Origin of the sequence: Allobosea sp. 117 (genome assembly GCF_000702305.1) — a bacterium.
Lineage (GTDB): Bacteria > Pseudomonadota > Alphaproteobacteria > Rhizobiales > Xanthobacteraceae > Ancylobacter.
The window spans coordinates 886,032-897,637 of record NZ_JNLC01000010.1; the positions used below are offsets into that span (position 1 = coordinate 886,032).

The following is an 11,606-nucleotide window of genomic DNA, read 5'->3' on the forward strand; positions in this document are numbered from 1 at the left end:
CCCGGATACGGCCTGACGGCCGTTCCGGGATGACATCTGGGGGTGGGCGAAACGCCCTCAGATATCCAGCGTATTGTCGCGCTCCCACTGGGTGAGGTGGCGCGAATAGGCATTCCATTCCTCGTGCTTGAGCTTGAGGAAGCCGTCCACGAAGGGGTTGCCCAGCGCGCTGCGCAGGATCGAGGACTTGTCGAGCGCGCGCAGCGCGTCGAGCAGGTTCAGCGGCAGCTTCTTGGCGCCGCGCACCTTGTGCCCGTCGGTGTACATGTTGATGTCGAGCCGCTTGCCCGGGTCGCGCTGGTTCTGCACGCCGTCGAGGCCGGCCGCCAGCACCGCCGCCGGCAGCAGATACGGGTTCGCCGCGCCGTCGGCGAGGCGGAACTCGAAGCGCCCGGCATCCGGGATGCGGATCATGTGGGTACGGTTGTTGCCGGTATAGGTCACCGTGTTCGGCGCCCAGGTGGCGCCCGAGATGGTGCGCGGCGCGTTGATGCGCTTGTAGGAGTTCACCGTCGGGTTGGTGATGGCGCAGACGGCGTCGGCCGAGTGGATCAGGCCGCCGATGAAGTTGTAGCCCAGCGCCGAGACGCCGAGTTCGCCCTTGGGGTCGGCGAAGACGTTGGTCTTGCCCTGCCACAGCGAGGTGTGCACGTGGCAGCCCGAGCCGGTCAGGTCGATGAAGGGCTTGGGCATGAAGGTCGCGCGAAGGCCGTGCTTCTCGGCGATCGAGCGGACCATGTATTTGAAGAAGACGTGCCGGTCCGCGGTGATGAGGGCGTCGTCATAGTTCCAGTTCATCTCGAACTGGCCGTTGGCGTCCTCATGGTCGTTCTGGTAGCCGGCCCAGCCGAGCGTCAGCATGGAATCGCAGATTTCCTTGATGACGTCGTAGCGGCGCATCAAGGCGGACTGGTCGTAGCAGGGCTTGATCGCGTTGTCGGCCGGGTCGGAGATCTTCGAGCCATCCGGCGTGGTGAGGAAATACTCGCACTCGACGCCGGTCTTCATCTGGTAGCCGATCGAATCGGCGCCGAGCATGATGTTCTTCAGCACGTTGCGCGGGGCCTGCGCGACCAGTTCGTCGTTCATCACCAGGTCCGAGGCGAGCCAGCCGATCTCCGGCTTCCAGGGAAGCTGGATGAGGCTTTCCGGGTCCGGCACCGCGAACAGGTCCGGATCGGCGGGGGTCATGTCGAGCCAGGTGGCGAAGCCGGCAAAGCCCGCTCCCGCCTTCTGCATCTCGCCGATCGCCGGCGCCGGCACCAGCTTTGCGCGCAGCGCGCCGAACAGGTCGACATAGGAGATGAGGAAATACTTGATGCCGAGCTCTTTGGCGGCATGAGCGAGATCGTTTGCCATATGCATCCGGTTCCGTGCTGTTCCCCCGGCCCGTTCGGGCTCGTTGGTCTCAAGATGTGCAAATGCCGCGCCGAGGCGCGGCATCTGGTTCAGAAATTCCCGTTGCGGCCCGGGATCCAGTCGGTGCCGGCGAGCGGCACGTTGGCCATCGCCGCCGCCTCGATGGTGAGGGCCACGAGGTCCTCGGGCTCAAGGTTGTGGACATGGCTCTTGCCACAGGCGCGGGCGATGGTCTGCGTCTCCAGCGTCAGCACCGCGAGGTAGTTGGCGAGGCGGCGGCCGGCCGCGACCGGGTCGAGCCGCGCCATCAGCGCCGGGTCCTGCGTGGTGATGCCGGCCGGATCGCGCCCCTCGTGCCAGTCGTCATAGGCGCCGGCGGTGGTGCCGAGCTTCTCGTATTCGCCCTGCCAGTGCGGGTCGTTGTCGCCGAGCGCCACCAGCGCGGCCGTGCCGATGGCGACCGCATCGGCGCCGAGCGCCAGCGCCTTCGCCACATCGGCGCCGTTGCGGATGCCGCCGGAGACGATGAGCTGCACCTTGCGGTGCATGCCGAGATCCTGCAGCGCTTTGACCGCCTGCCGCACCGCCGCCAGAGTCGGGATGCCGACATTCTCGATGAACACTTCCTGCGTCGCCGCGGTGCCGCCCTGCATGCCGTCGACGACCACCACGTCGGCGCCCGACTTCACCGCCAGCGCGGTGTCGTAATAGGGGCGCGCGGCGCCGACCTTCACATAGATCGGCTTCTCCCAGTCGGTGATCTCGCGCAGCTCCTCGATCTTGATCTCGAGGTCGTCCGGCCCGGTCCAGTCCGGGTGGCGGCAGGCGGAGCGCTGGTCGATGCCGGCGGGCAGGGTGCGCATCCTGGCGACGCGCTCGGTGATCTTCTGGCCGAGCAGCATGCCGCCACCGCCCGGCTTGGCGCCCTGGCCGACAACCACCTCGATGGCGTCGGCCTTGCGCAGGTCGTCCGGGTTCATGCCGTAGCGCGAGGGCAGGTACTGATAGACGAGCGTCTTGGAATGCCCGCGCTCCTCCTGCGTCATGCCGCCGTCGCCGGTGGTGGTGGAGGTGCCCATCGCCGAGGCGCCGCGTCCGAGCGCTTCCTTGGCGTTGGCCGAGAGCGAGCCGAAGCTCATGCCGGCGATGGTGATCGGGATCTTCAGCTCGATCGGCTTCTTGGCGAAGCGGGTGCCGAGCACGATCTCGGTCGAGCACTTCTCGCGATAGCCTTCGAGCGGGTAGCGGGAGATCGAGGCGCCGAGGAAGAGCAGGTCGTCGAAATGCGGCACCTTGCGCTTCGCGCCGGCCCCGCGGATGTCGTAGATGCCGGTCGCCGCCGCGCGGCGGATCTCCGAGAGCGTATATTCGTCGAAGGTCGCCGAGACGCGGGGCAGGGTGCGCGGCGTGTTGGTCAGGTCGTTCATCGCACGCCTCAGTAGCTGGACACGTTGTCGACGTGGAAATGGTAGAGCGTGCGGGCCGAGCCGTAGCGGCGGAATTCGCCGATATCGACCTCGCCGAGGATGCCGACGGCCGTGAGCTTCTCGGCCAGCAGCGCCTTGTGCTCCTCGCGCATCTCCTTCTCGATGCAGTCGGCCCCGAGGCTCGCCACCGAACCGCGCACGAACAGCTTAGCCTCGTAGAGGCTGTCACCGAGCGCATCGCCGGCATCGCCCAGCACGACGAGGGCGCCGGCCTGCGCCATGAAGGCGCTCATATGGCCGACCGAGCCCTTCACCACGATGTCGATGCCCTTCATCGAGATGCCGCAGCGGGCCGAGGCGTTGCCGTCGATGACCAGGAGGCCGCCGCAGCCGGTGGCGCCGGCCGCCTGGCTGGCGTCGCCCTTCACATGGACAAGGCCGCTCATCATGTTCTCGGCGACGCCGACGCCGGCATTGCCCTCGACGATCACGCTGGCCTGCTTGTTCATGCCGCCGCAGTAGTAGCCGACATTGCCCTCCACCTCGATCGTCACCGGAGCGTCGACGCCGGCGGCGATGGCGTGCAGGCCGCGCGGGTTGATGACCCGCCACAGCGTGGCGTTGGTGTCCGGGGGGAGCGCGTGCAGCGCTGCGTTCAGTTCGCGCACCGGCGCGGCGGAAAGGTCGAACACGCGCGCGCCGGCGTCGGCCGAGGCGGTGCTTCTCATCTGAAGGCTCATGCTGCGCGATCCCAGAAATAGACCTTCGCCGGCTCCGGCTCCCACACCCGCGCGGCGTCGATGCCGGGCAGGTCGACGAGGGCGCGGTATTCCGAACCGAAGGCGACGTAGCGGTCGGTCTCGGCCATCACGGCCGGCTTGCAGGCGATCGGATCGCGCAGCACGCCGAAGCCGCTCTCGGTGCCGACGACGAAGGTGTAGAAGCCGTCAAGGTCCTTCAGCGAATGGTCGAGCGCCGCGCCGAGGCTCTCGCCCTCGCGCATGCGATGGGTGAGATAGGCGGCCGCCACCTCGCTGTCGTTGTCGGTCTTGAGCTGCAGCCCCTCGCGCTCCAGCTCGCGGCGCACGCCGGCATGGTTGGAGAGCGAGCCGTTGTGCACCAGGCACTGGTCGAGGCCGGTCGAGAAGGGATGCGCGCCAGCGGTGGTCACCGCGCTCTCGGTCGCCATGCGGGTGTGGCCGATGGCGTGGGTGCCGCGCATGGTCTCCAGCTTGAAGCGGCGGGCGACGTCGACCGGCAGGCCGACCTCCTTGTAGAGCTCCATGCGGGTGCCGGCACCGACCACGGCGATCTCGGGGGCGATCGCCGCGAGCCTGGCGCGCACCGCGGCTTCCTCCGCCGCCGGCACCGCGAGCACCGCATGGGTGTCGCGCGGGACGACGGGATGGCCGAGCTTTGCGCCGAGCACGGCGAAATCGGTGCCGGCAGGGCCGCGCAGGGTGAGCTTCACCAGGCCGGGCGTGCCCTCGCCATAGACCGCGAAGCCCGCCGAATCCGGGCCACGGTCGCACATCACGCCGAGCATGACCGAGAGGAGACCGCCCAGTTCCGGCTCCAGCTTCGGGTCCTTGAGGAACAGGCCGACGATGCCGCACATGGGGCCGTGTCTCCTTCCGTGAGAGGGTGCCGTCGAAGGCGTGCGTTCCTCTTACGACCGTCCCGGATGGGCGTCAATCAGGAGAATATATTTTTCTTGAGGAGAAAATATCGCAGTCGTCGGATTCGACATCCCGGGATGAGCAACCCGGGACGCGCCTTCGCGCTCAGCGCGGATCGCGCGGATACATGATGATCGACAGATAGGTCATCGGCCGCACCACCAGCTCCGCCGGCCCGTGAGGGGCGGCGCTGTCGAACAGCAGCGAGTCGCCGGGCTTCAGGCGATAGGTGCTGTCGCCGTGGCGATAGACCACCTCGCCGGTGAGCATGTGGATGAACTCGACCCCGGCGTGGCGGAAGCCGGTATAGGGCACCGCCTCCTCGCTCAGCGTGATGAGATAGGGCTCCACCGCCACCTCGCCGCCGATGGCATGGCCGAGCAGCTCGTATTGGTGGCCGACCTTGGTGCCGCGCCGCTCGATGTGCACGCCCTGTCCGGCCGGCACATAGGAGCAGTCGCGCTTCTCCTCGAAACCGGCGAACAGGTTGGAGAGCGGCACGTTGAGCGCGGTGCCGATCGCCTGCAGCGTGCCGAGCGAGGGCGATATCAGCCCGTTCTCGATCTTCGACAGCATGCCGACCGAGATACCGGCGGCGCTCGCGAGGTCGGATACGGTCAGGTCCAGCTCGCGGCGGATGGCGCGCACCTGCTGGCCGAGGGCCTGCTCCAGCGTGCGCTCCGGCAGCGAGGGCGCGCCGGACCCGGTGCTCAGCTCCTCCGCCGTGGCGGCCGTCTCCGCCCCGCCCGACCCCTTCTCGCTCCCGTCGCGTTCCGCCACCCGCCCGTCTCCCTGTTCCCCGCCGCAGTCTAGGGCTCAATCGCTCGTGCCGATATGGCGTCGGCGGGACGCGTTGTCACGCTGTCATGTCACGCGGCTTTGGCATTCATCGTGCATCGAACCGTGATGGCGCACCGCGCCGGACCCTTCGCACAGACGGCGTGAACACCCCCATGTATGACTACGACATGATCGTTATCGGCAGCGGCCCCTCAGGTCGCCGCGCCGCAGTGCAGTCCGCCAAGATCGGCAAGTCGGTGCTGGTGGTCGAGAAGGGCCGTCGCGTCGGCGGCGTCTCGGTGCACACCGGCACCATTCCCTCCAAGACGCTGCGCGAGACCGTGCTGAACCTCTCCGGCTGGCGCGAGCGCGGCTTCTATGGCCGCTCCTACCGGGTGAAGCAGGACATCGGCGCCGCCGACCTGATGGCCCGGCTGCACAAGACGCTCGATCACGAGGTCGAGGTGCTGGAGCATCAGTTCAGCCGCAACGCGGTGAGGACCGCGCGCGGCGAGGCGCGCTTCGTCTCGCCGCACACCATCGAGATCCTCGCCGAGGGCGGCGAGCTGTCCAGCGTCACCGCCGCGCATGTCCTCATCGCCTGCGGCACGCGCCCGTTCCGGCCGGACTATGTGCCGTTCAACGGCACCAATGTCTTCGACAGCGACGAGATCGTCGAATTGCCCAAGCTGCCGCGCAGCCTCGCGGTGATCGGCGCCGGCGTCATCGGCGTCGAATACGCCACCATCTTCTCGGCGCTCGACGTCGCGGTGACGCTGATCGAGCCGCGCCCGAGCTTCCTCGATTTCATCGACAAGGAGCTGATCGAGGAGTTCACCCACGAGCTGCGCGACCGCAACGTCGCGCTGCGGCTCGGCTCGGCGGTGTCCTCCATCCATCTCGGCAATGACGGGCGGCCGACCTGCAAGCTCGCCGACGGGCGCACCGTCGCCTCCGACATGCTGCTCTTCGCCGCCGGCCGTGTCGGCGCCACCGACCGGCTGAACCTCGACGCGGCGGGGCTCAAGGTCGACCATCGCGGGCGCATCGCGGTCGATCCCAAGACGCTGCAGACCGCCGTGCCGCACATCTATGCCGCCGGCGACGTCATCGGCTTTCCGAGTCTCGCCTCCACCTCGATGGAGCAGGGGCGGGTCGCCGCCTGCCACGCCTTCGGGCTCGAGCCGCCACCGCCGCCGGAATTCTTCCCCTATGGCATCTATTCGGTGCCGGAGATCTCCACCGTCGGCATGACCGAGGAGGAGGTGCGCAAGCGCGAGATTCCCTACGAGTGCGGCATCGCCCGCTTCCGCGAGACCTCGCGCGGCCACATCATGGGGCTCAACACCGGCATGATGAAGATGATCTTCTCGGTGAAGACGCGCCGCCTGCTCGGCGTGCACATCGTCGGCGAGGGCGCCACCGAGCTGATCCACATCGGCCAGGCGGTGCTGAACCTCAAGGGCACGATCGACTATTTCATCGAGAACACCTTCAACTATCCGACGCTCGCCGAGGCCTACAAGATCGCCGGCCTCGACGCCTGGAACCGCATGGTGCGGGCGTGAAGCCAGCTGCCTCCTAGCCACATGTCGTGTCGTGCCCGGCCTTGAGCGGGACGACGGGCAAGTCCGCGCAATCTTCTGTCGTCGCGGCTCCTACTTTGGCCATAGAATTATCAGCCATGCGCTGAGCGCGGTTCATTCCGCCGGAAGGTCGGTATATGACGGCGCCGATCGCGCGGGGTGCGGGCCGTCAGGCTCCGCCCCGCTTTCGTCTGGCGCGAGGCCCGGCATGGGCGCGCGCCGCCTACGGAGCCTTTGTTACGATGTCCTTCGCCGCCACCGCGCCGGGCCCGGGCGCGTCCGTCGCCAATCCGCGCTCGCGCGTCATCCTCGCCAGCCTCGTGGGCACCACCATCGAGTTCTACGACTTCTACGTCTACGCCACCGCAGCGGTGCTGGTGTTCCCGCATCTGTTCTTCCCGGCCGGCAACGACACCGTGGCGCTGCTCGCCTCGCTCGCCGTGTTCGGCGCGGCGATGGTGGCGCGCCCGCTCGGGGCGATCTTCTTCGGCCATCTCGGCGACAAGCGCGGCCGCAAGGCGACCCTCGTCGGCGCGCTGCTCACCATGGGCATCGCCACCTTCGCCATCGGCCTGCTGCCCACCTACGAGATGGCCGGTTGGCTGGCCCCGGCGCTGCTGACGCTGTTGCGTCTCGCTCAGGGCTTCGCGCTCGGCGGCGAATGGAGCGGCGCGGCGCTGGTCGCCACCGAGAACGCCCCGCCCGGCAAGCGCGCCGTTTACGGCACCTTCCCGCAGCTCGGCGCGCCGATCGGCTTCATCATCGCCAACGGCCTGTTCCTGATCATCGCCGCGATGATGCCGTCCGGCGATCCCTCGCGCCCCTCCGAAGGCTTCCTCGACTGGGGCTGGCGCATCCCGTTCCTGTTCTCGGCGGTGATGGTCATCGTCGGCCTGTGGGTGCGCCTCAACCTCGTCGAGAGCAGCGCCTTCGCCAAGACCGTGAAGCGCGGCGAGGTGAAGCGGGTGCCGCTGGCGGCCGCCTTCCGCGACCACTGGAGGGAGCTGATCCTCGGCACCTTCTACATGCTCGCGACCTATGTTCTGTTCTACCTGATGACCACCTTCTCGCTGAGCTATGGCCGCGCCGCGCCGACCGCTGCGGTGCCGGGTCTCGGCTACGACTACCGTACCTTCGTGCTGATGATGATCGTCGGCGTCGTCTTCTTCGGCATCTTCACCATGCTCTCCGGCCCGTGGGCGGATCGCTGGGGGCGCCGGCGCACGCTGATCGTCATCACGCTTGGCATCATCGCCTTCGGCCTCTGCTGGGTGCCGATGCTGGCGGCCGGCCCGGTCGGCGTCATGGCGTGGCTGATCCTCGGCTTCAGCCTGATGGGCATGACCTTCGGCCCGATGGGCGCGCTGCTGCCGGAGCTGTTCCCGGCCAGCGTGCGCTACACCGGCTCGGGCATCTCCTACAACGTCTCCTCGATCCTCGGCGCGGCGGTGGCGCCCTTCATCGCGGTCGAGCTGTGGCGGGTCGGCGGCGGCAGCCCATTCTGGGTCGGCGTCTATCTCTCGGCCATGGCCGGGCTGACGCTGATCGCGCTGCTGCTCGGCAAGGAAACCCAGCACGTCGACATTGAGGCGTGAGGGGCCGCTGCCCCCCGGCGTCATCCCGGGTGGCCCGTGGCCGTCCGGGGGTGACGGCCACCGCTTTACTCGAAGACGCTGAGCCGCATCTGGTCGATCAGGTGCTCGACCGGCTGCTCGCCGGCGATGACGTCGATGAATATCTCGGCATAGTACGGGTGATCCTGGTTCTCCAGCGCGAGGCCGTTCAGTGCGAAGAAGGCCAGCATGGCGGCCCACGCGGTCTGTTCGTTGCCTTGCGCGAAGGGATGGTTGCGGGCGATCGCCATAGCCAAAGCGAGCCCCAGGATTCCGGGGTCGTCCAGCCGCTCAGTGCGCCAGCGGTCCCGCGGCGCCATGGCCGCGGATTCGAGCACGCCACGGTCGCGCAGCAGGAAAGGCCCGCCGGAATGAAGGGCGAACCGTTCGTTCAGTTCCATGATGAAGGCGGGTTCTACCCAGACAGGCTCTGTCACTCGCCGAGCTTCGCCATCACGCGCGGCCAGCGCTTCAGCGCGGCATCGGCGAATGCCTCGGCATCGAACGGTCCGTTCGGCCCGACCTGATAGCCGAGACCGCCGGCGCGCAACGCGGCGTTGGTACGCTCCACCTCGCGGATGCGCGGGCCGGCACCGCTCTCCTGCCCACCCGCTGTCTTCGACGCCCGAGCCATGGTTTCACCTCTCGGCAGGAAGGTAGCGCCCGCAGCCTCCGGCTTCAACGCACCGCCGGTTTACATCCCCACTTGTCGCCGCGCGGCGGTCAGCGTGTTCTGCAGCAGGCAGGCGATGGTCATCGGGCCGACGCCGCCGGGCACCGGGGTGATCAGCCCGGCGACCCCTTGCGCCTCCGCGAAGGCGACGTCGCCGACGAGGCGCGACCTGCCGTCCGTGCCCGGCACGCGGTTGATGCCGACATCGATCACCGTCGCGCCGGGCTTGATCCAGTCGCCGCGCACCATCTCCGGCCGGCCGACCGCCGCGATCAGTATGTCCGCCTGCCGGCATTCGGCCGGCAGGTCGCGGGTGCGCGAATGCGCGATGGTCACCGTGCAGTCCTCGCGCAGCAGGAGCTGGGCGATCGGCTTGCCGACGATGTTCGAGCGCCCGACCACCACCGCCTTCGCACCGGCGAGACTACCGAGATGGTGCTTCAGCAGCATCACGCAGCCGAGCGGCGTGCAGGGCACCAGCGCGTCGAGCCCGACCGCGAGGCGCCCGGCATTCACTACATGGAAGCCGTCGACGTCCTTGGCCGGGTCGATGGTGGCGAGCACCTTCTGCGCATCGATGTGGCCGGGTAAGGGAAGCTGCACGAGGATGCCGTGCACTTCCTTCTCGCCATTGAGCGTAGCGATCAGCGCCAAAAGCTCCGCCTGCGTGGTCGAGGCCGGCAGCTTGTGCTCGATGGAGGCCATGCCGGCCTCGACCGTCTGCTTGCCCTTGTTGCGCACATAGACCGAGCTGGCCGGATCCTCGCCGACCAGCACCACGGCGAGGCCCGGAGTAACGCCGGTCGCGGCATGGAAGGCCGTGACCTCGCTTGCCACGCGCTTGCGCAGCGCCTCGGCGAAGCCCTTGCCGTCGATGATCCTGGTTTCGACCATGACGCTCAGTCCCGGAACACGACGGTCTTGCGCCCGTTCGGGAGCACCCGGTCGTCGAGGTGCCAGGCGAGCGCGCGGGCGAGCACGCGCCGCTCGATGTCGCGGCCCTTGCGCACCAGGTCCTCGGCCGAATCCTGATGGGTGATGCGCTCGACGTCCTGCTCGATGATCGGCCCCTCGTCGAGGTCGGAGGTGACGTAATGGGCGGTGGCGCCGATCAGCTTCACCCCGCGCTCATGCGCCTGATGATAGGGCTTGGCGCCCTTGAAGCCGGGCAGGAAGGAATGGTGGATGTTGATGCACCGCCCGGAGAGCTTCGCCGACAGCCCGTCCGAGAGCACCTGCATGTAGCGGGCGAGCACCGCGACCTCGGATTTCGTCTTCTGGAACAGCTCCCAGATCTGCGCCTCCTGCTCCATCTTGGTCGCCTTGGTGACCGGGAGATAATGGAAGGGGATGCCGTCGAAATCGAGATGGGCGTAGGTCTCGCGCGGATAGTTGGCGACGATGGCGGTGATCTCCATCGGGATCTCGCCGATGCGCCAGCGATAGAGCAGGTCGGCGAGGCAATGGTCGAACTTGGAGACCAGCAGCATCACGCGGCGCTTCTCGGCGCGTGGGCGCAGCGTCCATTTCAGTGACAGCCGCTCGGCGACCACCGCGAAGCCCTCGCGGATGCCGGCGAGGTCGGCCTCGCCCTCCACCTTGTTGAACACCACCCGCATGAAGAAGCGGCCGCTCTCGGTGTCGTCATATTGCTGCGCCTCGAGGATGTTGCAGCCTTCCTCGAACAGATAGGTGGCGACGCCGGCGACGATGCCCGCGCGGTTGGGGCAGGAGAGCGTGAGGACGAAATGCTGCGATGTGTCGGTCATGTCGGTCTCGTCGGAATGCCCGCGTCGGCGCGGCGCGATGCGGCGCGGCATCTTACGGGGCGGGTTGTACGGAAAAGGTCGGCGGGAGGGAAGCGCGCGCCGCGCCGCCGTCAACCTCGCCTCGACCAGCCGATCCCGTATTCCGCGCCGCCGGCGATCAGGAAGCGCGCGAAGGCCGGCGCGAAGGAGCGCGCGACGAGCGCGCGGTAGGCGATCTCCTCGCCCGGCCGCCACAGCGTGACGCCGACATGGGCGATAGCGGTGACGGCGACGTCGCCGGGGCGGAAGACCTCCGGATCGAGATCGATCGTCGCGCCCTTCGCCAGCAGGTCAAGCACGCGCGGGCCATTGATTTCGAACAGGATATTGGCGTCGCTCTGGTCGGTGACGGCGGCGAGCCCGTCGAGCGTCGAGGCGAGCTCGGCGGCGAGGCCGGGCCGCGTCTGCGCGAGCGTCAGCCAGCGCCCCGGCCCGGTTCCGAGAACGGCAAGCGCGTCGTCTCCCGCCATGCGCGGGCCGTCGGAAAGCGTGAGGCCGAAGCGCGCCTGGACCACGTCGGCGAGACGGACGCCAGCCCCGCGCCGTGCCACCAGTGTCGCCGCCGCGACATCCTCGCGCAGCGCGACCGTGACGCCGGGAGCGCCCGTCCTGCCGTAGCTCCCCGGCGCGGGAAGGCGGGTGAGCGGGAGCGTGTCGAGGATATGGGTCATGATGCTCACC

At 68.3% G+C, this 11,606-nt stretch carries 12 protein-coding genes; 2 read left to right on the forward strand and 10 right to left on the reverse strand.

Annotated features, from left to right (window positions below):
- Nucleotides 1-57 precede the first annotated feature (57 nt).
- The 5 genes from glnT to U742_RS0106250 all read right to left on the reverse strand — a co-directional run bounded on the left by glnT (nt 58) and on the right by U742_RS0106250 (nt 5,245).
- Nucleotides 58-1,359 carry a type III glutamate--ammonia ligase gene (glnT, locus tag U742_RS0106230; RefSeq protein ID WP_029351110.1) on the reverse strand — a complete coding sequence of 434 codons (1,302 nt, stop codon included), beginning with the start codon at nt 1,357-1,359 and terminating at the stop codon, nt 58-60.
- A gap of 89 nt (nt 1,360-1,448) precedes the next feature.
- Nucleotides 1,449-2,786, reverse strand: a complete 1,338-nt coding sequence (locus U742_RS0106235; RefSeq protein ID WP_029351112.1) for an FMN-binding glutamate synthase family protein — start codon at nt 2,784-2,786, stop codon at nt 1,449-1,451.
- Between the two features lie 8 nt (nt 2,787-2,794).
- A complete protein-coding gene (locus tag U742_RS0106240; RefSeq protein WP_248310273.1) occupies nt 2,795-3,514 on the reverse strand; it encodes a GltB/FmdC/FwdC-like GXGXG domain-containing protein in 720 nt (239 codons plus the stop codon).
- Nucleotides 3,515-3,522: 8 nt separating this feature from the next.
- Nucleotides 3,523-4,404 carry a class II glutamine amidotransferase gene (locus tag U742_RS0106245; protein ID WP_029351115.1) on the reverse strand — a complete coding sequence of 294 codons (882 nt, stop codon included), beginning with the start codon at nt 4,402-4,404 and terminating at the stop codon, nt 3,523-3,525.
- Between the two features lie 166 nt (nt 4,405-4,570).
- Nucleotides 4,571-5,245, reverse strand: a complete 675-nt coding sequence (locus U742_RS0106250) for a helix-turn-helix domain-containing protein (protein ID WP_038360487.1) — start codon at nt 5,243-5,245, stop codon at nt 4,571-4,573.
- A 173-nt stretch (nt 5,246-5,418) separates the two neighbouring features.
- Between U742_RS0106250 and sthA the strand changes: the two genes are divergently transcribed.
- Nucleotides 5,419-6,813: a Si-specific NAD(P)(+) transhydrogenase gene (sthA, locus tag U742_RS0106255; RefSeq protein ID WP_029351119.1), complete on the forward strand. Its 1,395-nt coding sequence runs from the start codon at nt 5,419-5,421 to the stop codon at nt 6,811-6,813.
- A 260-nt stretch (nt 6,814-7,073) separates the two neighbouring features.
- Nucleotides 7,074-8,426, forward strand: a complete 1,353-nt coding sequence (locus U742_RS0106260; protein WP_029351121.1) for an MFS transporter — start codon at nt 7,074-7,076, stop codon at nt 8,424-8,426.
- 65 nt (nt 8,427-8,491) lie between these two features.
- Here the strand turns inward: U742_RS0106260 and U742_RS0106265 are convergent, their stop codons facing one another.
- The 5 genes from U742_RS0106265 to U742_RS0106285 form a co-directional block, all read right to left on the reverse strand.
- The gene (locus U742_RS0106265) at nt 8,492-8,881 is read right to left on the reverse strand and encodes a Fic family protein (RefSeq protein ID WP_029351123.1); all 390 of its coding nucleotides are present in this window, start codon (nt 8,879-8,881) and stop codon (nt 8,492-8,494) included.
- A complete protein-coding gene (locus tag U742_RS0106270; RefSeq protein ID WP_029351125.1) occupies nt 8,878-9,078 on the reverse strand; it encodes a hypothetical protein in 201 nt (66 codons plus the stop codon). Before U742_RS0106270 ends, U742_RS0106265 begins: the two co-directional genes overlap by 4 nt.
- 60 nt (nt 9,079-9,138) lie before the next feature.
- Nucleotides 9,139-10,011, reverse strand: a complete 873-nt coding sequence (gene folD / locus U742_RS0106275) for a bifunctional methylenetetrahydrofolate dehydrogenase/methenyltetrahydrofolate cyclohydrolase FolD (RefSeq protein WP_029351126.1) — start codon at nt 10,009-10,011, stop codon at nt 9,139-9,141.
- A gap of 5 nt (nt 10,012-10,016) precedes the next feature.
- Nucleotides 10,017-10,886 carry a formyltetrahydrofolate deformylase gene (gene purU, locus U742_RS0106280; RefSeq protein WP_029351128.1) on the reverse strand — a complete coding sequence of 290 codons (870 nt, stop codon included), beginning with the start codon at nt 10,884-10,886 and terminating at the stop codon, nt 10,017-10,019.
- A gap of 110 nt (nt 10,887-10,996) precedes the next feature.
- On the reverse strand, nt 10,997-11,596 hold the full coding sequence (locus U742_RS0106285) for a sarcosine oxidase subunit gamma (protein WP_029351130.1): 600 nt from the start codon (nt 11,594-11,596) through the stop codon (nt 10,997-10,999).
- Between the last annotated feature and the right edge of the window lie 10 nt (nt 11,597-11,606).

Bases quoted from the DNA above. Each gene is read 5' to 3' on its own strand.
- U742_RS0106240 (WP_248310273.1), bottom strand. From the start codon at position 3,514: ATGAGAAGCACCGCCTCGGCCGACGCCGGCGCGCGCGTGTTCGACCTT.
- U742_RS0106260 (WP_029351121.1), top strand. From the start codon at position 7,074: ATGTCCTTCGCCGCCACCGCGCCGGGCCCGGGCGCGTCCGTCGCCAAT.
- sthA (WP_029351119.1), top strand. From the start codon at position 5,419: ATGTATGACTACGACATGATCGTTATCGGCAGCGGCCCCTCAGGTCGC.
- glnT (WP_029351110.1), bottom strand. From the start codon at position 1,359: ATGGCAAACGATCTCGCTCATGCCGCCAAAGAGCTCGGCATCAAGTAT.
- U742_RS0106245 (WP_029351115.1), bottom strand. From the start codon at position 4,404: ATGTGCGGCATCGTCGGCCTGTTCCTCAAGGACCCGAAGCTGGAGCCG.
- U742_RS0106235 (WP_029351112.1), bottom strand. From the start codon at position 2,786: ATGAACGACCTGACCAACACGCCGCGCACCCTGCCCCGCGTCTCGGCG.
- U742_RS0106285 (WP_029351130.1), bottom strand. From the start codon at position 11,596: ATGACCCATATCCTCGACACGCTCCCGCTCACCCGCCTTCCCGCGCCG.
- U742_RS0106270 (WP_029351125.1), bottom strand. From the start codon at position 9,078: ATGGCTCGGGCGTCGAAGACAGCGGGTGGGCAGGAGAGCGGTGCCGGC.
- folD (WP_029351126.1), bottom strand. From the start codon at position 10,011: ATGGTCGAAACCAGGATCATCGACGGCAAGGGCTTCGCCGAGGCGCTG.
- purU (WP_029351128.1), bottom strand. From the start codon at position 10,886: ATGACCGACACATCGCAGCATTTCGTCCTCACGCTCTCCTGCCCCAAC.